Origin of the sequence: Syntrophomonas wolfei subsp. methylbutyratica (assembly GCF_001570625.1) — a bacterium.
Classification (GTDB): Bacteria; Bacillota; Syntrophomonadia; order Syntrophomonadales; family Syntrophomonadaceae; genus Syntrophomonas; species Syntrophomonas methylbutyratica.
Genome location: NZ_BBQT01000001.1, coordinates 343187 through 365998, shown reverse-complemented (window position 1 = coordinate 365998; position 22812 = coordinate 343187). Strand labels below are relative to the sequence as shown.

Sequence of the window (22812 nt, the reverse complement as noted above, 5' to 3'; positions counted from 1 at the left end):
GGTGTGTAAGTGTAGTGATGCATTAAGCTGACCGGTACTAATAGATCGAGGTCTTGACCTTAAGAACTTTCTTTCCCCTGCAGTTTCCAAAGAATTTGATAAAGCAATAAAATTTCCTGGTGACAATGGCGGAGAGGCCACACCCGTTCCCATCCCGAACACGGCAGTTAAGCTCTCCAGCGCCGATGGTACTGCGGATATCCGTGGAAGAGTAGGACGTTGCCAGGAATTATTATTTTCTGGGGCTGTAATTGATTCTACTACGGTTTGCATAAATATACCGCTCGCAGTCTACGCATGGGCAACACCAGCGGCTTGTCTCGCGGCTCAAGGGGTACAGCGCCAATCTCCCGTCCATGGGAGATGGCGCTCTCGCGACCTTCCTGTCGCTCGCCCCCTTTGGCCTGCTCGCCTTCGCCGGGTGTTGCATCCATGCTTCGCCAACGCTCGCTTGAATATTTATACAAACCTTATGCAACAAACCCGTTCCCATAGTCGCCAGTCAATCTTGCGGGCTTCTGAGGGAAAAACCTTAACTCCTCACTTTTTCTGGTTCCCTTGGTGTTAACACTTTGGCTGAGGTTTTCATACTTTATAATAGAATTTAAAGAGAAGGCGGTATTTTATGCTAACCCAAAATGCTTTTGCCCCATTGGAAGAAAAAAAGGGGATTCTTCTTCCTCGTTGCTGTATCTGTAATGAGGTACCTGCCGAAGGAATCTGCGGAGGAATGAAAATAAAGCGTAATTTTCTCTGCCAAAAATGCGAAGAAGCCATTGTTAAGCTTACGGCTGGATCTGCCGATTATCATGAAATTTTGAGCAGGATAAAAGCCCTTTTTGGATAGGCAGTAATAATAGTTGTTTGGTGTATTCTGGCCTTTGGGGTAGAATTAGGGAGTGAATCCGGGGATGATAAAAAAGAAAAAGTAAATCTGCGGACTAACTCAGGAGGTTTGGAATCTTGCAGCATAAGGCAACTCCTATATATTCGGCGTTAAAAAGCTATATGGCAGAAAACAATCTGCGCCTGCACATGCCCGGGCATAGTGGGGGGAAAGGCTTCAAAGTTGAAGAGCTAAGAGCGGTGGCAGCAATGGACCTCAGCGAGGTGCCGGGTTTGGATGACCTGCATTTGCCCCTGCAGGCTATAAAAAGCGCCCGCTTGCTCCTGGCGGATGCCTTTGGTGCCGGACAAAGCCTTTTTCTGCTCAATGGGGCAACTTCAGGGATACACGCTTTGTTTTTAAGTCTCTTACCCGAGGGTACAAAAGTAATAGTACCGCGCAATGCCCATCGCTCTTTTTATGGAGGAATGGTGCTGTCGGGGGCCTTGCCTGTCTACCTGCCTGGCTGCCTTGCTCCTGGATTGGGAGTAGTTCTGGCTAACCGCAGTGAAGATATCTCTCATCTCCTAAAGCAAAATCCCGAGGTTAAAGGGGTTTTTCTTTGTAGTCCCAGCTATTATGGGACAAGCTCTGAGCTGGAAAAGATATCTTTACTATTAAGGGAAAATAATAAGCTGCTGCTGGTGGATGAAGCCCATGGGGGGCATTTTCCTTTTCACCCTGCTTATCCCCGTCCAGCCTTGCAATGTGGTGCTGATGCAGTGGTTAATGGTTTGCACAAGACTTTACCGGTATTAAATCAGGGAGCCTGCCTTCATCTATCAGCAGAATTTACCGAATGGGAGCAGGTGTTGGCGGCCTGGAGTCTTTTGACTACCACCAGTCCCTCTTATCCTATCCTGGCCTCCATAGACCTGGCCCGGCAGCTTATGGTGGAGAAGGGCTTTTCTTTGCTGGAGCGGGCCGCTTGCCTTTCGCAAAACTACAAAAGCAGGATAAATCAGATTAAAGGTATACATTGTTTTGAGGAAGAAGAATTAAAAGCCCTGCCGGGGGTTTCGGGAGTAGATCCCCTCAAGCTATTGATTTCTACACAGGAGTTAACTATCGATGGCCTGGCTGTAGCCAAAGTACTGCGGCAGAAGTACCGGATTCAGGTGGAGCTTGCTGCTCCGGGAATCATTCTGGCCATGATGTCTATTTTTCACGAAGGCGATGACTGGGAAAGATTGTACCGGGCATTGGAAGAACTGGCCCGGGACTACCGGGCGAGAGCTCCCGTAACTTTAGCAGAAGGGGAAGTCCCCCCCCTGCCCTGCTTAATCCTGGCTCCCCGGGAGGCTTATCTGGCGGCAAAAAAATCCCTGCCACTGGAGGAATGCCGGGGAGCTATCGCGGGAGAGATAATTGCGGCTTATCCACCGGGGGTTCCCTGTTTATTGCCCGGAGAGTTGATAGATGATACTATGCTCGACTACTTGCGCTATTTGAAAAAATCTGGACTAGGGCTACAAGGTCCGCAGGACCCGGCCTTGAATTATGTTAAAATAATAGAGTAGAGCCAGGGATTTTATTGCCAGGCTCTTAAGTGGATAATCCCTATGTCTTGAGGACATAATCTCGGATGAAAAGTGAGTTAGTAGGCACTTGTTATTTGTTATATAATTAAGAAGGGGCAGGAAATAACCCCCTCCCCCTTCTGATATCTGACGACCAACGACCAATAACCCCTCACTCTTCACTTTTCTTACCAATCCTTATTATATATCAGAAGAACCGTCCCTATGATATACCGAAGAGCTAAAGTAGAAAGAGAAACGGAGCAAAGAGGAATGGAGAACAAGGGACTCTTTATCAGCCTGGAAGGCATTGATGGTTGCGGCAAGACCAGTGTTAAGCAAGGACTGCTGCAGTATTTTAGCGAATTCCCCGTTCTAAGTATACGAGAGCCGGGGGGAACGCTAATTTCGGAAAAAATCAGGGAAATCCTTTTGAATGAAGAAAACCGGGAAATAACAGCCAGGACGGAAGCTTTTCTTTATGCGGCAGCCCGCAGTCAACTGGTGGAAGAGCTTATTCTCCCCGCCCTCTTGCGGGGAAAAATTGTTCTGGCTGATCGCTACCTGGATTCAACTATTGCCTATCAGGGATATGGAAGAGGTTTGGACCTGGGATTTCTAACGACTTTAAACCAGCTCGGTACCAGTGGTTTAAAGCCCCGGCTAACCTTGTTGCTGGATATTGACCCGGCTGAGGCGCAAAGGAGAAAGAAAAAGGATATTCCGGACCGTTTGGAGAAAGAAGGGATAGAGTTCCAAAGCCGGGTGCGCGAGGGATATTTAAAAATAGCCCGGGAAGAACCGGAGCGTATCAAGCTCCTGGATGCGGGGAAGGATTTTAAAGAGGTTCTGCAGGAAGCTATTAAGTACATAGAAGATATTTGGCCCGCAAAGAGCTGGCCTTAGTCGGAAGACGGAGGGCGGAATGCTAGTCAGTCATCGGGGAATGAAGGGGGTAACCGTCCCTGTGGCGGGCTGCTGAGTCAAAGTCGCCGTCCCCTTGACTCAGTGTAAAGGAGTAGGGCTAATGAAAATCGAGCAGGGGAAAAAAGAATTAAGAGGTTTTTCTCTATTGGGGAAAGCCGATGCCCGAGAAATAAAACGAGGAAACGCCAGCAGTTTCGAGCAGGAGCTTAGTCAAAAGAGGGAAGTTGAAAGCCAATTGCGGATGCAGGAGATTCTCAAGAAGCTGGATAAGCTGGAGGATCAGCTGAAGCATAAATTAAATCTCAACGATCTCATGTTATATAGAAAACTGATAAGAAATTTTTTGCAGGAAGCCACCGCCAAAGCCTATTTGCTCAAAAAGGAACGCGGGCGTAACCGCCGGGGTCGAACCATGCTAACTACTATTTCTATCGTTGATCAGGAAGCAGAACAACTCATTAATGACTTTATCGGTAAGAAGAGGGAAGCGGTGGAGATTCTTAATACCCTGGATAAGATAAGAGGTATGCTGGTGGATTTGATGATATAGCTCAATCAAGAGGTGCAGGTATGGATATTTTCTTTTCAATAGTGGGACAGGAACGGGCCAGCAGTCTGCTGCAAAAAAGTCTGGAGACGGGCACAATAAGCCATGCCTATCTTTTTTTGGGTCCGGCGGGAGTGGGGAAAATGTCTTGTGCCCAGGCCTTTGCCCAGGCTATTATTGGGCGGGATGATAATGACGCTATGGTTTTTTTTCGGGAGAGGATACACCCGGATTTATTAATCCTGGAAAAGGAAGAAGGGCGAAGTGTAATAAGTAAAGAACAAATCTCACAGAAACTTGAGCCCTGGCTCGGATTGAAGCCTTACCGGGCTTCCCATCGAGTAGCCATTATTCGGGACAGTCAGCTTATGAGTAATGAAGCAGCCAATGCCTTGCTTAAAAACCTGGAGGAACCACCGGAATACGCCGTAATTATCCTGATTGCCGATGACCAAAATATCTTGGAAACCATAGTATCCCGCTGTCAGCTTGTTCGCTTTAATTCCCTGGCAGATAAAGATATCGAGCAAATCCTGCGTAATCGCGAAGTGGAGCCCTTAAAGGCTGCTCAGGCTGCCAGCCTGGGACAAGGTAGTGTGGCTACAGCTATACGCTTTGCCCAGCAAGAGGATTATGAAAAGATATGGGAGACAAGCCGGAATATAATTACAGAGCTGAGTGGGGAAGAAATAGTTGAAGTATATAAGTCGGCGGAAAGGATGGAACTGGCCCCGGAATTAATCGTAAACCTCTTGATAAGCCTGTTGCGTGATATTAATATTTACCAGCAAACCCGCAAAGAGGAACTGCTGGTTTTGCCCGGCAGTTCTGAGCTGGCCAGCTCCATCAGGAAAGTTCAGCCTCAGCATCTTACAGCTGCCCTTGATAAGATCATGAACTTGAAAAATTATTATCGTAGCAATGTAAATTCATTAATTATCAATGTTAATATCAGCTATGAAATTTGGCAAGCCTTTAACTCTTAGTAAGAAAAGTAAGGGGTTAGTAGTCGTCAGTCGTCGGTCGTCAGACATCAGAAGGGGGAGGGGGTTATTTCCTACCCCATCTTACCATATAACAAGCGCTTATTATAACGCACTTTTCATTGGGGGTTGTGGCCTCTGGCCATGGAGGGTTAGTAAGAAAATAGGGTTTAGACGCAGAAGGAAAGAAGTTGTCAATAACCCCGTCGCCGTGTCACATTCGTGTCACATTTGATTTTGGTAGTAAATTTATAGAATCGAGGAGGTAGTTGTTATTGGCTTGGGTGGTAGGCGTCCGCTTTAAACCGGCGGGTAAAATATACCATTTTGCTTGTGAAGGCCATGATTTGGAAGCAGGAGACCCGGTAATTGTTGAAACCGTACGGGGTGTGGAATATGGTATTGTAGCCATGGGAAAACGAGATCTGGATGGAGAAGAGCTCATACAACCTCTAAGAAATGTAATCCGTAAAGCTAAACCTGAGGACAGCAAAACCTGGGAAAAGAATCAGCAAAAGGGCAGGGAGGCTTTGGATATCTGTAAGCAAAAAATCAAAGAACACCAGCTGCCTATGCGCTTAATCGATGTTGAATACACCTTTGACCTGGGTAAGATAATTTTTTATTTTACCGCTGAAGGGCGGGTGGATTTTCGTGAACTGGTGAAAGACCTGGCCGCTATATTCAAGACCCGGATTGAACTGAGGCAAATCGGAGTAAGAGACGAAGCCAAGATGCTGGGAGGGATTGGTGCCTGTGGCAGGATACTTTGCTGCAATTGCTTTTTAGGGGAATTCCAACCCGTTTCCATACGCATGGCCAAAGAACAGAATTTGTCGCTTAATCCCACCAAGATTTCAGGAATATGCGGGCGTTTAATGTGTTGCTTGAAATATGAATCAGAGCTCTATGATACCGCAACAAATGGGGAGAACCAACATGGAAAAAACAGTTCGAGAGCTAAAAATGATAATTCGGGAACTGATTCTTGAGGTGGGACAACTGAAGGAGCGGGTTACTTACCTGGAAAGGGCCTCGAGTCCAGGGCAGCCGCCGCAATTACCAGAGCCGCCTTCCTGGCCGGATATCGAAGTAGAAAGCTATGAAAACCTGGGAAAAGTATATAAAGAAGGATATCATATTTGTCCGGCTGCTTTTGGGCAAAGCCGTAACGAGGAATGTCTTTTTTGTTTGGCGTTCATGGAAAAGGAGTGAACCGTGGACAAGGTAAATATGATGCCGGACGACCAGGAGGAAAGCCTGGATGATCTCGTTTTAGGCGGTATGAAACTGTTTCAATCCCGGGAAGGCTACCGCTTTTCCCTGGATGCAATACTTCTGGCCCATTTTCCTGTACTGGACGGAATAAAGCAGGCGGTGGATCTGGGCACAGGAAACGGAGTTATTGCTCTGTTGCTGGCTTACCGTGCTCCCTCTTTGCGAGTGACCGGTATCGAAATACAGGAAAAGATGATCAAAAGAGCCAGGAAGAATATTGCCTTCAACCATCTAGAGGAAAGGATTGACCTGATTCAGGCCGATATCAAGAACCCAAAGGAATACTTACCTCCTCAGGGGGCAGAACTGGTCGTTTCCAATCCACCCTTCTGGAAAAAGGGGGAAGGGAAATTGAGCCTAAATCCAGAGAAAGCCATTGCCCGCCATGAATTGGAAGTGGAGCTCGCCGATCTTGTTCGAGCTGCTGCTTATATACTGCTTCCCAGGGGGTGCTTCTGTCTTATACAGAGAGCGGAGAGAATACAGGAAATAGCCCGGCTTTTTTCCGCCAATGGACTGGTATTGAGGAGAATAAGACCGGTTTATCCGTTGCCGGAACGAGAGGCTAGAATGATACTCTTGGAAGGCCAAAAGGGGGGAGCAGGGGGCTTGACCATCCTGCCTCCGCTTTTCGTTTACGAGAGTCCCGGGGTTTACAGCGCCGAACTGCAAAAATTGTACGGCTTTTCAAAGTAAGAAGGGTGTCAAGGCGGTGTCAAGGGGACGGTCCTTTTGTCACCGCAACCCCTTACCCCTTACTCCTCACTTTTCGTACTAACTCCCATGGCCCTGGGCCGCAAAAAGGCATGAAAACAGGGTTTGAGGTGTAGGTATAAATCAATATCTATAATAAATCAGTATAATTCATAGTTTTCAGTGTCTATTTTCGTACTGATTAAGTAAGGATGATAAATTGAAAACAGGTAAATTATACATCTGTGGAACGCCCATAGGAAATCTGGATGATGTCAGTATCAGGCTGTTAAAAACGTTGCGCAAGGTAGACCTTATTGCCTGCGAAGACACCCGCATGACCATAAAGCTGCTAAACCGCTTTAAGATAAAAACCCGCATGATAAGCTACCATGAATATAGTAAACGGGAAAAGGAAGACTATCTGATAGCCCAGTTGCTGCAAGGCCAAAACATAGCCCTGGTTTCCGATGCAGGTATGCCAACTATTTCCGATCCGGGGGAAGAACTAATAAGACGGGCTTTACAAACAGGTATTCAGCTGGAGGTAATACCAGGACCATCAGCCCTTACTGCGGCATTGGCTCTATCCGGTATGGATACTTCAGCTTTCACTTTCGCAGGCTTTTTGCCTCAGCGCCGTTCACGCCGAAGGGAAGAACTGGAGCAATTGCAAAGCGAGCAAAAGACGATTATTTTATATGAAGCGCCGCATCGTATACGGGAATGCCTGCTTGATATTGTAGAAATAATGGGAGCAGAGAGGAAGCTGGCCATAGCTCGGGAACTAACAAAAAAACATGAAGAAGTAAGACGAGGAACGGCAGGAGAGTTGCTGCACCATTTTAGCTCCTCTCCCCCGCGAGGCGAAATATGCCTTTTGATAGCCCCTGCTGAAGATAAAGCCGCCGAAACAAACTGGGAGCTCATTATAGCGGAGACAGAAGAATTAATAAACTTGGGGATAGATAAAAAAGAAGCCTTCAAAATAAAGGCAAAAGACTACGGTATAAAAAAGAACGAACTATACAATTATTTTATCAAAAAAAAACGACCCGGCACTCAGGATTGAAAACTATCACTTAAGGAAGTTTTCTGAATGCCGGGCGGGTGTTGCATCTATACGTTGCCAACAATCGCTGGTAATATTTATGCAACAAAAAGCTTTTTGTAATATTAAATTAATATGTAGAATTAGATTACCTGTTTGCTGAGCTCAGTAAGGCAGCTTTTGCATAAGTTTTTCCCTTTGTAATTGACCACTTCTTCTGCATTACCACAGAAGATACACGCGGGTTCATACTTCTTGAGGATTATTTTTTCACTGTCAACATAGATTTCCAGTGCGTCCTTTTCCTCTATACCCATAGTTCGACGTAATTCAATCGGAATTACAATGCGGCCCAACTCGTCCACCTTACGGACAACGCCAGTTGATTTCAGCATACATACAACCCCCCTCCCAAAATTTTCTACAACAAGAGTGTACCAGAGATGGCAGAATAAGTCAAGATAATTATGACAATTTTGGGCAAAAAATTTACAGTTATCCCAAGAGTATATGTATTTATGTATTTTTTTGGCCCAGATAAAAGTCAAAGAAAACCACAAATTAGGGAAAAAACCATATTATCAAAAAACAACATAAACTGTCGGAACTATTCTGCTTGACTCTACTATATACATAAGGGTTGCATAAATATACAAAGCGCTGGTGAAGGTGAAAGCGGGCGGCCGAAGACCTTACAATGCCTTGCAGTCGCTATTAAGGTTGTTGCGCCTGATTCGGAACGACACGGGGGTCGTTCCCTACATACCCTTCGGTCGCTTTTAAGGCCGCTGAGCAGCTTCTTTATAGAAGCCAATGAATATTAATAACTTCTTGCAGTAGATTCTATGCTTTATTTTTGCTCTTAAGGAAAACATCATTACGGTTTATAATCCCCTTAACAGCTTAGGGATAGGGGAGCAATTTTGTGGTAAACTATAGCTAATCATTGTTTTGGGAGGAAAGAAAGTGCAGAGGAAGAAAAGTTATTACATTACTACTCCTATTTATTACCCCAGCGATAATTTACATATTGGGCATGCCTATACCACCGTGGCCGCTGATTGCATGGCCCGTTTCAAACGAATGCAGGGTTATGATGTTTTCTACTTGACTGGTACCGATGAACACGGGCAAAAGATTGAAAAAGCGGCCCGGGAGAAAGGTATGGAACCCATCAAGTATGTGGATGGTATCGTAGAAAGCATCCGCCAGCTCTGGGAAACCATGCTGATTACCCATACAGATTTTATACGCACCACCGAAGCCCGGCATGAGCAGCTAGTACAAAAAATATTCAACAAGGTCTATGAGCAGGGAGATATTTTTATTTCCCAGTATGAGGGCTGGTATTGCACCCCCTGTGAGACATTTTTCACGGAAAGACAGCTGGCCGAAGGGAATTGCCCTGATTGTGGCCGTGAAGTGGAGCTATTGAAGGAAGAAAGCTATTTTTTCAATATGGCTAAATATGCTGATCGCCTGCTGGAGCATATTGAAACTCATCCGGAATTTATTCAGCCCGAATCCCGCCGTAATGAAGTTGTCAACTTCATAAAAATGGGCCTGGAAGATCTGTGCGTATCCCGGACCACCTTCCAGTGGGGGGTACCGGTGCCCTTTAACCAAAAGCATGTGGTGTATGTCTGGTTTGATGCTTTAATAAACTACCTGACGGCTATAGGTTATATGGATGATGAAGAAAAGTTTAAGCAGTATTGGCCGGCGGATGTACACTTGATGGCCAAAGACATAATTCGCTTTCATGCGATTATTTGGCCCATAATGTTGATGGCTCTGGATTTACCTTTGCCTAAAAAGGTCTGTGCCCACGGTTGGATAATGCTGGAAGGCGGGAAGATGTCCAAATCCAAGGGAAATGTGGTTGATCCGGTAGTTTTGGTTAAGAAATACGGGGTTGATGCGGTAAGATACTACTTGGTCAGGGAACTGAGTTTTGGCCAGGATGGCTATTATTCGGAAGAAATGCTGGTAAATCGCATAAATTCTGATCTGGCCAATGACCTGGGTAATCTTATCAGCCGCACTATAGCCATGATAGAGAGATATTTTGATGGGGTTATACCCGCCCCGGGTGTAGCGGAAGCCCTGGATGAGGATTTAATAAACGCAGCCCGGGAGGCGTACCGGGAAGCAACGGAGAAACTGGACAAGCTGGATTTCGCTTCATATATAGTAGCTACTCGCAAGCTGGTATCACGGGCTAATAAATATATTGATGAAACTGCGCCCTGGCTTCTGGCTAAAGAGGAAGCGAAAAAAGAGCGCCTGACCAGCGTGATGTATAACCTGGCGGAGAGCATCCGTATCGCCCTGATACTCCTGGCGCCAAGCATGCCGACACTGCTGTCCAGAGCCAACCGGCAAATGGAGATATTTGACCTGAGCCAAAACCCGAGCTGGGATGAAGCGGCGGAATGGGGTCGCTGTAAAGCCGGCAGCAAGGTTAGCCGGGGCGAGCCCCTGTTTCCGCGGATTGATTTAAAATCCCTGGAATCTGGAGAGCAACAGCCGGTGGAATCACCCGGGAAGAAAAAAGTGGAGAAGAGTCAGCCCGCTGTTCCGGAATTGGTTGATATTGAGGAATTTGCCCGGATTGATCTGCGGGTAGCTGAAGTTATCGCCTGCGAAAAAATGAAGAAGGCTGATAAATTACTGGTTTTACGCTTGCGAGTGGGAGAGGAAGAACGCACGGTGGTTTCAGGTATTGCACAATATTATTCCCCGGAGGAATTGCTGGGTAAGAAAGTGGTGCTGGTAGCCAACTTAAAACCCGTAAAACTAAGAGGGGTATTATCTCAGGGTATGATACTGGCCGCTGGTGGAGATAAGGTGGAAGTTTTGCTGGTGGATCAGGATGTACCTTCCGGAAGCCGGGTGAAGTAGATGTTGATAGACACCCATGCCCATTTGCAGGATCCCGCCTTTAACCGGGACCGGAAGGAAATTTTGGAACGGGCTGAAGCGGCCGGGCTGGAGAAAATAATATGTATCGGCTATGATTACGAGACTTCTGCGGAAGCAGTGCAGCTGGCCCGCCAGTTTCCCGAGGTTTATGCGGTGGTAGGAGTACATCCCCATGATGCCAAAACCCTGAGCACTGAGGTATTGGCCCAACTATACGACTTGGCCCGTGACCCCCGGGTGGTGGCTATTGGAGAAACCGGCCTGGATTATTACCGCAACCTTTCCTCCCCCGAAGAACAGAGGAAAGCCTTTAAAGAACAGATAAAACTGGCCCATGAGCTCTATAAACCGCTGGTTATTCATGACCGTGATGCTCACCAGGAGGTTTTGGATATCATAAAGAAGGAAAAGGCTGGGAAAAATGAAGGTATTATGCACTGCTATTCTGGACACCTGCCTCTGGCGGTGGAACTGATGAAAGAGGGTTTTTATATCTCATTTGCCGGCCCCCTCACTTTTAAGAATGCGAAAAAGACCCAGGAGGTGGCGGCCCGAGTAGCGCTGGAGCGGATTTTAATAGAAACGGACTGTCCCTACTTGACCCCGGAACCCTTCCGGGGAAAAAGAAATGAGCCGGCATTAGTAGTACATACGGCCAGGAAACTGGCAGAATTGCGCCACAAAACCGAAGAAGAAATCGCCTATATTACCAGCCAGAATGCCAGGAGAATCTACCGTATCAAAGATTGATTCTATTGCAGGAAAGGGCCCCAACCTAAATAGTGACACCCGCAGGGCTTTACCTATTTCGACAAACTCCTTAATGGGCAAATATCCTTTTTCAGCAATCTTTTTTCCCTTCTAAGAATAAAATGGATGTAAAGGGATAAGAATTAAAAAAAGGTTGGCCGCAGCTACTACATAAAAAGGCAAACAACCCACAAAATGGAAATAATGTTTGACTTCCGGGGTTAATTTTGCTTAGAATGTAGTTGTATCTCAGGCTTTATGTCTGGGACAAAAGGAGAAGGAGGAATGAAATGGGTATTGTGTGGTCTAAGCAACGAGCTTACCTGGCCGCTGTATTGGGCCTGGTTCTGCTGGTAAGCCTGTTCTTTGCCCTGCAAAAACCAGTAAGTATTGAGGTTGATGGCAAGCTAATAAAAAGCAGTGTTTTCTTTTCTGGAACCGTAAGGGAGGTTCTGGATAAAAACCACATAACGCTTAATGAAAAAGACAAAGTTGAACCTTCATTAAATGCTCCGGTAAAGAAAAAGATGAAGATCACTGTAGTCAGGGCTTTTAAAGTGAAAGTTGTAGCCGATGGTTGCAGCCGGGAAGTTTTAAGCATACCGGTTTCAATTAAGGAGGCTATCAAATTAGCCGGATTCCAGCTGGGAGAGCAGGATATTATTAAAACCACTGCCACCTCCCTAACCATCCCAAACCAGGAGATTGAGATTATCCGCGTCACTCAGGAAGAACAGGAAGTAAAAGAGCCTATTGCTTTCCAGGTGGAAAGAACCAGCGACAACACCCTGGAGAGAGGATTGAGCAGGACCATCAAACAGGGGAAGAATGGGGTAGCTCTAAACACCTTTAAGGTTACTTACCATAACGGTAAAGAAGCCAAACGTGAAGTAATTGGCAGCAAAACATTACTTGAACCAGTAAATAAACTGGTGGCCCTGGGGACTATCACCAGTGTCTCCAGAGCTGGGCAACGCTTGGATTTCCGGGAAGCAAAATATATGAATGCCTCTGCTTATACCTACACCGGTCGCAATACCGCTACGGGAAGACAACCGGCGGTGGGTTTGGTAGCGGTTGATCCCAGTGTTGTTCCAATGGGAAGCAAGCTCTATATTGAGGGTTATGGTTATGCTGAGGCCGCTGATACCGGAGGAGCCATCAAAGGAAACCGCCTGGATCTCTTTATGGAAGAACGATCACAATGCTTAAACTGGGGGAATCGAACCGTAAAAGTCTATATACTCGAATAAGCATCCCCAGAATCGTCTCCTCGATAAAGGAATAAGGGGAAAATAAGCATTAAAATACCCGCCTTAAGTTTTTAGGGCGGATATTTTTTTGTCTATTTTTTCCATGATTTAAAAGTTAAAAAGTACAGAAACCTATAAGAGGAATAGAAAAAGGAGGTGAAAATAAATGAAGAGAAAACTGCTTTATTTGCTATGTTTCAGTTTAATGTTTATGCTGTTGGCCAGTGGTTGCCAAAAGACGACCGCTAAGAAGCCCATGGCTCCTTCCGCCAAAAAACCAACGCAGACTAGCCAAATGACCCCCAGTGAAAGAAGAGTCCTGGCCAGTAAACTTTCCAAAATGGCGGAACAAGTGAAAGGGGTACAAAAAGCTACAGTAGTTGTTGCTGATATTGGCATAGCCAACAACATTACCGGAAATACCAAAACAAATGCCCAAATGAACCGGGCTACGGCCAAAAACCTGAACGATAATACTATCGGCAGCGATGCAGGCATCAATCGAAGCGAGCCCAAAGGAATGATTGTTATGGTAGGTTTGACCCTGAATCCGGGCAATAAAGACATGAATAAAAGTAACCAAATAAAATCCAAAGTAATGAACAAGCTTAAAGCGAGCGACCGCCGCATATCCCAGGTATTGGTGACGACTGATCCTAATTTGGTCAAGCGTATTACGGATGTAGCTGCCGGAATACTCGAAGGCAAACCGATTAAAACTTTTGAAAAAGACATAAAAAATATTGATTCCAGCTTAAGACAGCAAAAAACCACTTATTAGTTAAAATCTAACCCGGGAGCAAGATACTCTCGGGTTATTTTTTGGGAACACATAGGAAGGTTACTTTTGTGCTGTTTTGTAAGAAAAAAGTGATATTTTTTATCCTCTGGATGTATAATAGGCTAAATTGGACAAATTTGATTTCACGGCAAAAGCCGAGTATATTTATACCAGCAAAATATATTTACTCTTCATCCTAATAGGCTTGAGGTACAATGAAACGCATAGATTCTTTATCCGGCATACGCTATTACATGGATAAATATGGAATTCACCCCCGCAAAAAATGGGGGCAGAATTTTCTGGTGGATGGGAATATTCTTAGAAAGATAGCTCATTTATGCAATCCCGGCTGTGAAAAATTGCTGGTGGAAATAGGGCCCGGGCTGGGAGGACTGACCAGAGAATTAACAGGCATAAGCAAGGGAGTACTGGCCATCGAGATTGATTTCGGGCTGCGGGAGGCGCTGGCTGAAAGCTTGCAGGGACTAAATAATATCCATCTGCTCTTTGCCGATATACTTCAAATCGAATTGGAGGAAGAATTGAGGAAGGCTTTTGGGGAGGAAGATATTTCCGGATACAAGGTATGCGCCAATATACCTTATAATATAACCACCCCCATTATATTTAAACTCCTGGAGACTTGCCCGCAGATGGAAAGCGCTACTCTGATGATGCAGAAAGAGGTTGCCGGCCGCATACTGGCATCCCCTGGCAGCAAGGAATACGGATTACTCACTCTGACTACGGCCTATTATGCCGAGGTAGAATACCTGATGCCGGTTTCCCGGAATTGTTTTTATCCCCGCCCGGAAGTAGATTCCAGCGTTATTCAACTCCGGCCTATAAAAGGAAAGCGAGTGCAGGTTAAAGATGAATCAAACTTTAAGAAGCTACTCCGGGTATCTTTTCAGAAGCGGAGAAAAACTATTTTAAATATTTGCGTAGATTTGTTTTCGGCAGAAAAAGCGGAGATCCATAGCATTTTAAACTCCATAGGCATAGACCCGAAAAGCAGGCCGGAAAACCTCGCCATTGAGCAATTCGCCCGGATAAGTGATACTCTGGTTATGAGGAGGTTTGGTAATGATATTTAACAGTCCCAGCAAAGGAAAACTAGATTTAGAAGAGGTAGTAATTGATATACTCAACTACATCGCTGAGGATCTTACCCGGTCTTACAAATTAATTGTGGGCAGTGATTCTCATCCTGGCGCACAGGGAACCTGTTATGTCAGTGCCATAATTATTCACCGGATGGGCAAAGGCGCTCGCTATTATTATAATAAAATCCTGGATCGCCGGAGCAGTAGTCTGCGCCAGCGTATTTTCTATGAAGCATCCCTTAGCCTGGATTTAGCTGATCGCTTGAGCCAGTGCTTGAAAAAGCATGGCAAAGATGACATGAAAGTGGAAATACACCTCGATGTTGGCATTCAGGGCGATACCAAGGAATTGGTAAAAGAAGTTACCGGAATGATAGTAGGGAGTGGTTTTGCCGCCAAAATCAAGCCGGATGCCTGTGCAGCCAGTACGGTAGCGGATAGGTATACCAAATAAAACTTTGACTCTACTGCAAAAAGTTATTAATACTCGTTGGCTTGTATAAATATACCGCTTAGCAACCCTAAAAGCGACCGAAGGGAGCATCAGTTGTGCCCGCAGGGTGCATCCTTAATAGCGACCGCAGGGAGCGTTGTTCCCGGCAGGGCGCTTCGCATGGGTAACGCGGCTCAAGGAGGTACCACGCTAATCTCTCGTCCATGGGAGGCCACCTTAATAGTGACATCCGAAGGATGGAACACCAGGAGTCCCTGCAGGATACTGCATCCATGCTTCACCAACGCTCGCTTTGTATATGCCCCAAAAGGGATTTTTGCAATGGAGTCATATTTTATGATTGATTAGAAATTCTTCGGTATAAGCATTTTTTTCGGTTTTTTTCCAAATACATAATTTTATCTGCTTCTGCCAGCGCTCTTTGTATATCAACACAACCTTGCACATTAATACAATAACAGCCAATACTAACAGAAAGCATATGTTTTTGCAAACGAGATTTATTATGCAATTCAATCTTATTTCTAATTCTATTTTCAATATTTTCAATACAATTCATTTCTTTAATAAAAGAAATAGCGAATTCATCTCCACCTATGCGCCCGATTACATCAGTGGCTCTACAAGACTCTCTTAATATTTTGGAAACATCAATAAGTGCTTGATCCCCCTGATGATGCCCCCAAAAATCGTTTATGTCTTTCATCCCGTCAATGTCAATAAAGAAGAATCCAACAGGCTGACATAGTCTTCGAGCTAACGCCAGCTGTTGTTGGGTCATGATGAAAAAACCGCGCCGGTTATATAGTTTGGTCAGTTCGTCAGTAATAGACAACTGGGCCATATTTATCCGCAAACGGTTTCGTTCAATAGAGCAATTTATAATACGCTTAATTGGGTAAAAGTCCGTTTCACTTTTTATTATATAGTCCTGAGCTCCTTTACGTACTGCTTCCAATGCTATTGCCTCATCGGCCGGGTTGCTAAGAATTATTACCGGTAACTCAGTGTATTTGTCTAAGATTTCCTCAAAAATCCTAATTCCAGATAAATCGGGTAAGGCTAGATTTAGCATAATCAGGTCAAAATCATTGCTTTTCAATAAATCAAGTGCCTGGGCAATTCTTTCTGCAAAAATTAGCTCGGACTTAATTCCCTTATCAAGTGAAAAAACCCGTTGAATAAATGATATATCTTCCGCATTGTGCTCAATCACCAGTATCTTAACGGCCTTATTCATGAATATCCACCACACAATAATAATTGCTCAGATTCACCTAAAAATTATGGAATAATTAATACTTTATTATGGATTGCATTGAGTTATCATGCCAGATGAAATCTATAGTTTGAAAACCGGATATCGGCGTCAACTTCAGAAATTACCATATAGTCTACATTGCCTACAATTATAACGTGTGCTAAGATTGAGCCAAATAACCAATAAGAAGCCATCCCAAGCTTTTCTGCCAGGGAACGGATATATATTATTCGAATTATTCGAACGAGGAGGTTTTTCGGGAAACCAGCCTGGACAACGATTTTGAGCATCTTCTTTCAAGAACTAATCCGTGTTCGTTTTCCTAAAATTAATTACCAATAACTCTAGTTTAATACGTCATAGCAGTAATGTCAACATTTATGTAATTCTTGGGAGTGTACTTTTTGCACAATTTAATTGGAGGTAGAATTCGCCATATCAGAAAAACTCTCAAAATGACGCAAGAAGCATTAGCAGCGCAATTAGGCGTATCTCAACAGCACATATCTCACGTTGAGAATGGTACTAAACAAGCGTCTCAACTTCTTATTAAACATATCTGCTTACTTTTTGATACTACTGAGACGTGGTTAACCACTGGTAAAGGGGATGTGTTTCTCTCAAATGAAGAAATCATTAAAAATCAAATCCTTCATATCGGTGAACGCGCCTTTGCGGAAGCTTTAAGGAAGCTGTTGAATGACGACTCTCTGGAGGTTCTGGGAACCCTCCTGGGTCCTCGCTTGGGAGAAAAACCATATGATCCTTCTCTGGAACCCATGATTGATTTTCTGGTTGATTTGTGGTCATTAAGAGATGAAAAATTGAAATCCTGGGCGCTGGTTCAGTTTGAAAGGGCCTTTCCTGAAGATATGAAAGAAAAAGTGAAAAATAGTTGCGCAAACAATCATAACCGCGAATCCATTGCTTAACCTCGTTTTATTTCCTAAAGAAAAATATAATATCTGGTTGACACAACGAAAGTTTTTATATATACTAATTATTTCAATGTTGACAATCCTTCGCTTCTGTTATAGAATTATATTGATATATATAAAAGAAGGTGGTAAATTGAATTCTCCCAGGGCGATATCAGATATTAAGAAAGACCTGGAATCTTTTGTTGGAAGTAAGATTAGATTAAAGGCTAACCGGGGAAGAAACCGTATCATAGAGAAAGAGGGCGTATTAGAGTCAATTTATCCCAATATATTTGTGGTTAAGTTGGATGAAAGAAAAATAGAAAGGCGAGTTTCCTATACTTATGCCGACGTACTAACCGAAACAGTTGAATTGTTTGTTTATGATACTGAAGACTCAGAAATTAGAATTGCCGCTGCCAACCATTAAAACATCCACCATCACTGCATGAATTCATGCAGTTTTTCTTTTCTCTATAGATTCTTTTCTAAAATCCTTACTTTTTCTCCGACCTCTTCTTTTTACAGATGAATCATATACCAGACCGACAGGTAATATAAATTTATAACGAGGTGAAATATGCCTGCTAAGTAGCCGGGTTCTTGCTAACACAGGCGGCGGATTCTAATCCCTCCCACCTCGTTGCAGCGCTGTGTTATAACTGCCCCGCAGTTTCTTCCGATGCTTAAAAGTGCAAGAAAAGAAGGTGATGTAGTTGGGTGAGGCACTTTCTATATGGTCGCCGGTGGTAATGGCTGAACTAAGTACCCCCCGAAGCTTTGACCACCATCAGATATACTATTTAGATGAACGATTCCAGGGCCTGGAGGATTTAAGAGTCAAGTTAAGGGAATATATCGTAAGAAAACAAGGAAATGCGTTGGAAACCTTGTTTAAACTGGAAGTTATTTGCTTGCTGGAAAATATGGATGGCAAGATGCAGCTGGTAAAAAAGGAAGAAAACTTGAGGGATCGGGTTTTATTACAGGAATTTGACCGCAATTTGGATTTCGATAAAGAACCTCGAATAGATTTTATTGGCGATATAAAAAAGATTAATTGGCAGGGGGGGTTGGACGGCAATCAGCTGCATGTAATACTTTTTATAGATTACATATTGTTGGCTATCCGCCAACAGGTAATCCGGCTTTTGGAACAGGAAGCGGAGTTAAAGAGCAGCGATTTACGGGTTGAGGGTGCTGCACAGGATGAGACTGCCAGGATGGAGGAAAAAAACCTGGAACTAAGGCGCCAACTCCGTTTTTACGAAAAAAATATAGCCAGTCTCAAAAAGGGGATTAAGAAAGCCGAAAGCCGCAATGCAGTATTAAGCCGGGAGAGCCAGCAGCATCAGTTATTAATCGAAGAGCTGCGCCGGGCTATACAGGAAAAAGAACAGCGCTTGAGCCGTTATGAGACCAGGCTTTATTATGAGGATAATCAAGATAACGTATATGAGGAGATTTACTCCAATAACGAAGAAAATGAAAGAATTAGCGGCAATAGCCTGGGAAGCCGGGTTAAACGGCTTTTCCTGAATAGTATTTGATTCCCCTTGAAATAAAGCCGAGGTTTTACTACGATTTCTTTTTAAGCATCGGAAGAAACCGCGGAGCAGTTACAACATTCACCTCGTTATAAGCTGATTGCCGGAGGCGGCGGTCATAGAGTTCCTTTTATGCACCCCTGGCGTATATTTTTCATATTATTAGAGAGGATTATATATTGTTTTAAGCCGAGAGGGGTGTATGAATGGGAGAAAGCAAATTAATGGAAGGAAAGAACCTGGGTATCTTAAAGGTAAATACCCAAAAATACCAGGCAACACAATTGGCAGCTGGGGATGACGAAGGCCAATTTATGATAAGTACCGCCAAAAAGAGTTCGCTTAAAGCTAAGAACATTTGCCCTCGTTGCCAAGAAAGAGTAAATAAGCAGGAAATGAAATCTTGCGATCATTGTGGAAGTGAATTGTGTGCTCGGTGTTTAAAAGAATATCAGAAAAAACACTTGAAGACTCCAGTTAGGCGTGATTCCTCCATTCAGGGAAACTAAAAAGCAATGGCCAGGCTGTAGAGACCTGGCTATTTTTTTAAACATTGACGTAGACAGGGGGATAAAAATTGTCCAATATTAACTGTATCCTGTACCCGCCCACGGTCGATTTTCACTACCTGGTTCAGCGACCGCAGCATTTAATAAAGAACTTTTCCGAGCTCGGGGTATTAAGCTTCTTTCTTAATAACCCCCACCTCCACGAGCATCAACGCCGGGGCATAGAACGCATCAACCCCTATTTATTTTTATTTAATGGAGTTGAGCCTACTGAATTTTTAAGAGATATTCGCCCCGTAGTATATTACAGTGCTACGGCCCATGTAGATATGATAAAAAAATATCGGCCATCGCTAGTAGTATTTGATAGTGTTGACGAACCCAGTGATGAATTTGCCGGATGGAGACCTTATTATCACCGGGCAGTAGCTACGGCGGATATCGTAATTACCACCTCCGATAAGCTGTATAAGATGGCCAAAAGCATCAACCCCCGTAGCGTTTTGGTGCCCAATGCTTGTGATTATGAACATTTTTCCCCCAGCACTCATTTGCCGATTCCGGCTGATATGCGAGGCATCAATAGCCCGGTAATTGGCTATATCGGAGCTATTGCCACCTGGGTTGATTTGGAACTGTTGGATAGGGTAGCTGCCAGGCTCCCGCATTTTAATTTTGTTATGCTGGGGCCTTTGTATAATGTGTCTGAACTGCCACAGCGCCCTAATCTGCACTGGTTAGGCTTTAAAGACTATAAAGACCTTCCCGCCTATGCCCAGGCCTTTGATGTTGGATTAATACCCTTTAAGCTCTCCAGTATGACGGAATCGGTAAACCCCATAAAAATGTGGGAGTACATGGCTGTCGGAATGCCCGTTGTGGCTACAGCTCTTCCTGAAGTTTACAAATTCCAGGAACTAATTTACTATTCGGAAAACGAAGAAGAGTTTATTGAAAATATCGGAAAGGCCCTCGTTACCGATAATCCCTTCCGGCAAAAACAAAGAATGGAACTGGCCCGGCAGAATTCCTGGTCGGCTAGAGCGGTAGAAATAATCGATATAATTGAAAACACACTGGCGGAAAAAGGCATTAAAAAAACGGAATACCGGGTAGATGGCATAATGGATACTCTGCTACCGGACAGTGCTTATACTGACTTTAATGAACCTTTCCGTGCTAGTCTCAGCCCTTTTCAGCAAGTGCTGGTATCACCGGGTTCCGGCTTCCGTTATTCTATTTATCCCGGCAAAGAATCCCGGGACAGGGATAGAGTCCGAAATGTTTGGAGTAGAGCTGATTCCGCTTTCCCGGCAGGAGATATTGCAGTAGTGCAAAAAAGCGGCTTTCGTTATTACACCCAGCGCCATCAGAAGGAACTGGGGCTCTACTATGGCTGATACCCGGCGAGGCGAGCAGGCGAAAGGGGACGAGTCCTCAACTATGATTGATATGGCTGAAAAAATAATGATAGGCTGTCCGGTTCGCAATCGGGCCTGGTCTTTAGGCTATTACCTGACTTCCATAAAACGATTGGCATACCCCGAGTCCCGGCTCGAATTCTGCTTTATAATAAACGATTGTATAGATGAGACTCCGCAAATTTTGGAAGATTTTGCCCGCAGAGAAAACGGGCGGGTACGATTAATCTACTATGACCTGGGTCAGAAGTATGGGCACCTGCGAGGTCAATATAACTTTTCCCAGTTGGCACGACTGAGGAACCGTCTGCTGGAAGCATTTCTGGAGTCTGATGCGGCTTACTTATTTTCTGTGGATAGTGATATTCTGGTGCCAGTTGATAGTTTATCCCTCTTGCTGCAGGATGATTGCGATATTGTGTCCGCTCTGGTCTGCAACGGGGAGGAAGTGGGGGATAATTCGATTTATAATATACTGGTCAAGGATGCTGCCGGCAACCTGGTGCATTGCCGGGATTTCCCCCGGGACCGGGTTTTTCCAGTTGATTGTACCGGGGCAGCCTACCTGATTAAGAGAAAGGTTATTGCATCGCTGGGAATAAGATACTCCTCAGATGACGGGGCTGAGGATATCGGCTTTTGTCGCCAGGCACAGGAAAAGGGGATAGGCATTTTTTGTGATGGCCGTATAGAATGTATCCATTTGATGAGGGAAGATACGACTTTACTATCGTCAAAAAAGACAAAAATACCGTAAGGATAATCACATTTTGTTACCTCCTTTCATAATATATCCTAGAAATTTGACAGAACAAATTTCAGAACCTGTTTCAAGCAGGCGAATACTAGATAAAGGAGGGAAAGTAAAGTGTCTAGATTGTTAAAATGTGAATTTCCTGAAGGTTGTATGCTGGATCTCTGGGCCAAGGTTATTAAAGCCAAATACATCGAAAAACAAGTTAAAGTACTGGACACGGTCTTTTGTGTACCTGATGAGCAAGTGGGCGGAAAAGTATCCTGTGTGGAAGACATTAAGGTTAAAGTTATCAAGGCGCACGAGGATCTGTGTTTCAACAAAGTAAAAATCTTCATCGACTACGAAGTAATCCTTTTTGTGTTAGTGGAAGGTGAGTACCAGATTATTACCGTAACTGACCGCTATGAACAATCCATAGAACTGGACGAATTTGATCCACCCCTAACCTCTGAAGAATTCCGCATCGAAATTGAACAGTCGGAAATCATTCTAAAGAACTGGAGTTTTGATTTCGAAATTAAAGGCAACTGCGAGGACAGCAGTAATCCTTGTAAATTGACCACGCCCATCAAGGGAACCTGTATAGGGCTTAAAGTATACGTGGATATCATCGACAAACTGGGCAAATTCCATGATGTAGTGGTATACGGAGAGTTGGATCCGGATGTAGATTATTAAGCTCAAGGCTAAAACCAGAAAATGCTCGGCTCATTAGCCGGGCATTTACCTTTCTTAAAGTAGCGGGGGGATATTTTGAGCAGCTTAAAAATCAACCGCCAGGATAAAAACCTGATGAGAAAACAATTGGAAGAAATACTGTCTATCCAAAAGGATTTGGATAAAAAAATTAATAATTATCAGCAAGAAAGCGTAGTTGAGGAGTACCGGGGTTTTTGGCAGGAACTTGGACAGAACAATAAAGACAGCATACAGAGAGTATCCCGCTATATGGTGCGCAAATGTAATCGCTGAATATAAGCCCCAAAGGAGCAGTTGCTCCATATTAGTCGTCAGTCGTCGGACGTCAGACATCAGAAGGGGGTGGGGGTTATTTCCTATTCTATCTTACTATTCAAGCAGCTACTAACGCATTTTTCATTGGTGCTTGTAGCCTTCACCCTGCCGGGTACTCCTGGTGTTCCGCCCTGCGGGTATAACTATTAGGGTTGCGGTCGAGGGGCTAGTAAGAAATAGTTTTTGATACGGAAGGACGCTGATTTCTATGGTTTATGTTGAATAC

26 protein-coding genes and 1 rRNA gene are annotated in these 22812 nt (G+C 44.4%); 24 read left to right on the top strand and 3 right to left on the bottom strand.

Annotated features, from left to right (window positions below; translation table 11 throughout):
* Nucleotides 1-115 precede the first annotated feature (115 nt).
* Nucleotides 116-228, top strand: a 5S ribosomal RNA gene (gene rrf / locus AWB54_RS01630).
* A gap of 32 nt (nt 229-260) precedes the next feature.
* On the opposite strand, the gene AWB54_RS15855 is transcribed toward rrf, so the two are convergent.
* Nucleotides 261-434, bottom strand: a complete 174-nt coding sequence (locus AWB54_RS15855) for a hypothetical protein (RefSeq protein WP_160328891.1) — start codon at nt 432-434, stop codon at nt 261-263.
* 191 nt (nt 435-625) lie between these two features.
* Here AWB54_RS15855 and AWB54_RS01625 point away from each other — a divergent pair, with 191 nt between their 5' ends.
* The 9 genes from AWB54_RS01625 to rsmI all read left to right on the top strand — a co-directional run bounded on the left by AWB54_RS01625 (nt 626) and on the right by rsmI (nt 7906).
* Nucleotides 626-847, top strand: a complete 222-nt coding sequence (locus AWB54_RS01625) for a sigma factor G inhibitor Gin (RefSeq protein WP_061212897.1) — start codon at nt 626-628, stop codon at nt 845-847.
* Nucleotides 848-963: 116 nt separating this feature from the next.
* Nucleotides 964-2406, top strand: a complete 1443-nt coding sequence (locus tag AWB54_RS01620) for an aminotransferase class I/II-fold pyridoxal phosphate-dependent enzyme (protein ID WP_061212896.1) — start codon at nt 964-966, stop codon at nt 2404-2406.
* A 225-nt stretch (nt 2407-2631) separates the two neighbouring features.
* Complete coding sequence (tmk, locus tag AWB54_RS01615; RefSeq protein WP_235811054.1) at nt 2632-3312, top strand: dTMP kinase; 681 nt, start codon at nt 2632-2634, stop codon at nt 3310-3312.
* Nucleotides 3313-3433: 121 nt separating this feature from the next.
* Nucleotides 3434-3883: a YaaR family protein gene (locus AWB54_RS01610; protein ID WP_061212895.1), complete on the top strand. Its 450-nt coding sequence runs from the start codon at nt 3434-3436 to the stop codon at nt 3881-3883.
* 20 nt (nt 3884-3903) lie between these two features.
* Nucleotides 3904-4866 carry a DNA polymerase III subunit gene (locus AWB54_RS01605; protein WP_061212894.1) on the top strand — a complete coding sequence of 321 codons (963 nt, stop codon included), beginning with the start codon at nt 3904-3906 and terminating at the stop codon, nt 4864-4866.
* 272 nt (nt 4867-5138) lie between these two features.
* Nucleotides 5139-5855, top strand: coding sequence for a PSP1 domain-containing protein (locus tag AWB54_RS01600; protein ID WP_061212893.1), 717 nt, complete (start codon nt 5139-5141; stop codon nt 5853-5855).
* Entirely contained in the window at nt 5803-6078 is a 276-nt protein-coding gene (locus AWB54_RS01595) for an initiation control protein YabA (RefSeq protein ID WP_160328890.1), read from the top strand. The genes AWB54_RS01600 and AWB54_RS01595 overlap by 53 nt, the downstream gene beginning before the upstream one ends.
* Nucleotides 6079-6081: 3 nt before the next feature.
* Nucleotides 6082-6837, top strand: coding sequence for a tRNA1(Val) (adenine(37)-N6)-methyltransferase (locus tag AWB54_RS01590; protein ID WP_061212891.1), 756 nt, complete (start codon nt 6082-6084; stop codon nt 6835-6837).
* A gap of 217 nt (nt 6838-7054) precedes the next feature.
* Complete coding sequence (gene rsmI / locus AWB54_RS01585; RefSeq protein ID WP_061212890.1) at nt 7055-7906, top strand: 16S rRNA (cytidine(1402)-2'-O)-methyltransferase; 852 nt, start codon at nt 7055-7057, stop codon at nt 7904-7906.
* Between the two features lie 122 nt (nt 7907-8028).
* On the opposite strand, the gene AWB54_RS01580 is transcribed toward rsmI, so the two are convergent.
* Nucleotides 8029-8280, bottom strand: a complete 252-nt coding sequence (locus tag AWB54_RS01580) for an AbrB/MazE/SpoVT family DNA-binding domain-containing protein (RefSeq protein WP_011639517.1) — start codon at nt 8278-8280, stop codon at nt 8029-8031.
* 571 nt (nt 8281-8851) lie between these two features.
* On the opposite strand from AWB54_RS01580, the gene metG reads away from it, so the two are divergent.
* From metG to AWB54_RS01550, 6 genes are all read left to right on the top strand, one after another.
* Complete coding sequence (metG, locus tag AWB54_RS01575) at nt 8852-10789, top strand: methionine--tRNA ligase (RefSeq protein ID WP_174520049.1); 1938 nt, start codon at nt 8852-8854, stop codon at nt 10787-10789.
* The gene (locus AWB54_RS01570) at nt 10790-11560 is read left to right on the top strand and encodes a TatD family hydrolase (RefSeq protein ID WP_061212888.1); all 771 of its coding nucleotides are present in this window, start codon (nt 10790-10792) and stop codon (nt 11558-11560) included. It abuts the gene before it with no gap.
* 290 nt (nt 11561-11850) lie between these two features.
* Nucleotides 11851-12813, top strand: a complete 963-nt coding sequence (locus tag AWB54_RS01565) for a 3D domain-containing protein (RefSeq protein WP_061212887.1) — start codon at nt 11851-11853, stop codon at nt 12811-12813.
* Nucleotides 12814-12979: 166 nt separating this feature from the next.
* On the top strand, nt 12980-13594 hold the full coding sequence (locus tag AWB54_RS01560; protein ID WP_061212886.1) for a YhcN/YlaJ family sporulation lipoprotein: 615 nt from the start codon (nt 12980-12982) through the stop codon (nt 13592-13594).
* A gap of 215 nt (nt 13595-13809) precedes the next feature.
* Nucleotides 13810-14694 carry a 16S rRNA (adenine(1518)-N(6)/adenine(1519)-N(6))-dimethyltransferase RsmA gene (gene rsmA / locus AWB54_RS01555; RefSeq protein ID WP_061212885.1) on the top strand — a complete coding sequence of 295 codons (885 nt, stop codon included), beginning with the start codon at nt 13810-13812 and terminating at the stop codon, nt 14692-14694.
* The gene (locus AWB54_RS01550) at nt 14684-15157 is read left to right on the top strand and encodes a ribonuclease H-like YkuK family protein (protein ID WP_061212884.1); all 474 of its coding nucleotides are present in this window, start codon (nt 14684-14686) and stop codon (nt 15155-15157) included. Before rsmA ends, AWB54_RS01550 begins: the two co-directional genes overlap by 11 nt.
* A gap of 334 nt (nt 15158-15491) precedes the next feature.
* On the opposite strand, the gene AWB54_RS01545 is transcribed toward AWB54_RS01550, so the two are convergent.
* Entirely contained in the window at nt 15492-16397 is a 906-nt protein-coding gene (locus AWB54_RS01545; RefSeq protein WP_061212883.1) for a GGDEF domain-containing response regulator, read from the bottom strand.
* A 425-nt stretch (nt 16398-16822) separates the two neighbouring features.
* Here AWB54_RS01545 and AWB54_RS15150 point away from each other — a divergent pair, with 425 nt between their 5' ends.
* The 8 genes from AWB54_RS15150 (at nt 16823) to AWB54_RS01500 (ending at nt 22544) form a co-directional block, all read left to right on the top strand.
* Nucleotides 16823-17350, top strand: coding sequence for a helix-turn-helix domain-containing protein (locus AWB54_RS15150; RefSeq protein ID WP_082735948.1), 528 nt, complete (start codon nt 16823-16825; stop codon nt 17348-17350).
* 139 nt (nt 17351-17489) lie between these two features.
* The gene (locus AWB54_RS01530) at nt 17490-17768 is read left to right on the top strand and encodes a Veg family protein (protein ID WP_061212880.1); all 279 of its coding nucleotides are present in this window, start codon (nt 17490-17492) and stop codon (nt 17766-17768) included.
* Nucleotides 17769-18054: 286 nt separating this feature from the next.
* On the top strand, nt 18055-18888 hold the full coding sequence (locus AWB54_RS01525; protein ID WP_061212879.1) for a hypothetical protein: 834 nt from the start codon (nt 18055-18057) through the stop codon (nt 18886-18888).
* 203 nt (nt 18889-19091) lie between these two features.
* The gene (locus AWB54_RS01520) at nt 19092-19394 is read left to right on the top strand and encodes an Rcat domain-containing protein (RefSeq protein ID WP_061212878.1); all 303 of its coding nucleotides are present in this window, start codon (nt 19092-19094) and stop codon (nt 19392-19394) included.
* A 68-nt stretch (nt 19395-19462) separates the two neighbouring features.
* Nucleotides 19463-20794 carry a glycosyltransferase gene (locus AWB54_RS01515; protein WP_061212877.1) on the top strand — a complete coding sequence of 444 codons (1332 nt, stop codon included), beginning with the start codon at nt 19463-19465 and terminating at the stop codon, nt 20792-20794.
* A complete protein-coding gene (locus tag AWB54_RS01510; protein WP_061212876.1) occupies nt 20787-21572 on the top strand; it encodes a glycosyltransferase in 786 nt (261 codons plus the stop codon). The genes AWB54_RS01515 and AWB54_RS01510 overlap by 8 nt, the downstream gene beginning before the upstream one ends.
* A 111-nt stretch (nt 21573-21683) precedes the next feature.
* Nucleotides 21684-22250, top strand: coding sequence for a hypothetical protein (locus AWB54_RS01505; RefSeq protein ID WP_061212875.1), 567 nt, complete (start codon nt 21684-21686; stop codon nt 22248-22250).
* Nucleotides 22251-22325: 75 nt separating this feature from the next.
* Nucleotides 22326-22544: a hypothetical protein gene (locus AWB54_RS01500; RefSeq protein ID WP_061212874.1), complete on the top strand. Its 219-nt coding sequence runs from the start codon at nt 22326-22328 to the stop codon at nt 22542-22544.
* Nucleotides 22545-22812: the final 268 nt, after the last annotated feature.

Bases quoted from the DNA above. Each gene is read 5' to 3' on its own strand.
- AWB54_RS15855 (WP_160328891.1), bottom strand. From the start codon at position 434: ATGGATGCAACACCCGGCGAAGGCGAGCAGGCCAAAGGGGGCGAGCGA.
- rsmA (WP_061212885.1), top strand. From the start codon at position 13,810: ATGAAACGCATAGATTCTTTATCCGGCATACGCTATTACATGGATAAA.
- AWB54_RS01625 (WP_061212897.1), top strand. From the start codon at position 626: ATGCTAACCCAAAATGCTTTTGCCCCATTGGAAGAAAAAAAGGGGATT.
- AWB54_RS01550 (WP_061212884.1), top strand. From the start codon at position 14,684: ATGATATTTAACAGTCCCAGCAAAGGAAAACTAGATTTAGAAGAGGTA.
- AWB54_RS01595 (WP_160328890.1), top strand. From the start codon at position 5,803: ATGGAAAAAACAGTTCGAGAGCTAAAAATGATAATTCGGGAACTGATT.
- AWB54_RS01565 (WP_061212887.1), top strand. From the start codon at position 11,851: ATGGGTATTGTGTGGTCTAAGCAACGAGCTTACCTGGCCGCTGTATTG.
- AWB54_RS01580 (WP_011639517.1), bottom strand. From the start codon at position 8,280: ATGCTGAAATCAACTGGCGTTGTCCGTAAGGTGGACGAGTTGGGCCGC.
- AWB54_RS01605 (WP_061212894.1), top strand. From the start codon at position 3,904: ATGGATATTTTCTTTTCAATAGTGGGACAGGAACGGGCCAGCAGTCTG.
- tmk (WP_235811054.1), top strand. From the start codon at position 2,632: ATGATATACCGAAGAGCTAAAGTAGAAAGAGAAACGGAGCAAAGAGGA.
- AWB54_RS01570 (WP_061212888.1), top strand. From the start codon at position 10,790: ATGTTGATAGACACCCATGCCCATTTGCAGGATCCCGCCTTTAACCGG.
- AWB54_RS01520 (WP_061212878.1), top strand. From the start codon at position 19,092: ATGGGAGAAAGCAAATTAATGGAAGGAAAGAACCTGGGTATCTTAAAG.
- AWB54_RS01510 (WP_061212876.1), top strand. From the start codon at position 20,787: ATGGCTGATACCCGGCGAGGCGAGCAGGCGAAAGGGGACGAGTCCTCA.
- AWB54_RS01610 (WP_061212895.1), top strand. From the start codon at position 3,434: ATGAAAATCGAGCAGGGGAAAAAAGAATTAAGAGGTTTTTCTCTATTG.
- AWB54_RS01545 (WP_061212883.1), bottom strand. From the start codon at position 16,397: ATGAATAAGGCCGTTAAGATACTGGTGATTGAGCACAATGCGGAAGAT.
- AWB54_RS01560 (WP_061212886.1), top strand. From the start codon at position 12,980: ATGAAGAGAAAACTGCTTTATTTGCTATGTTTCAGTTTAATGTTTATG.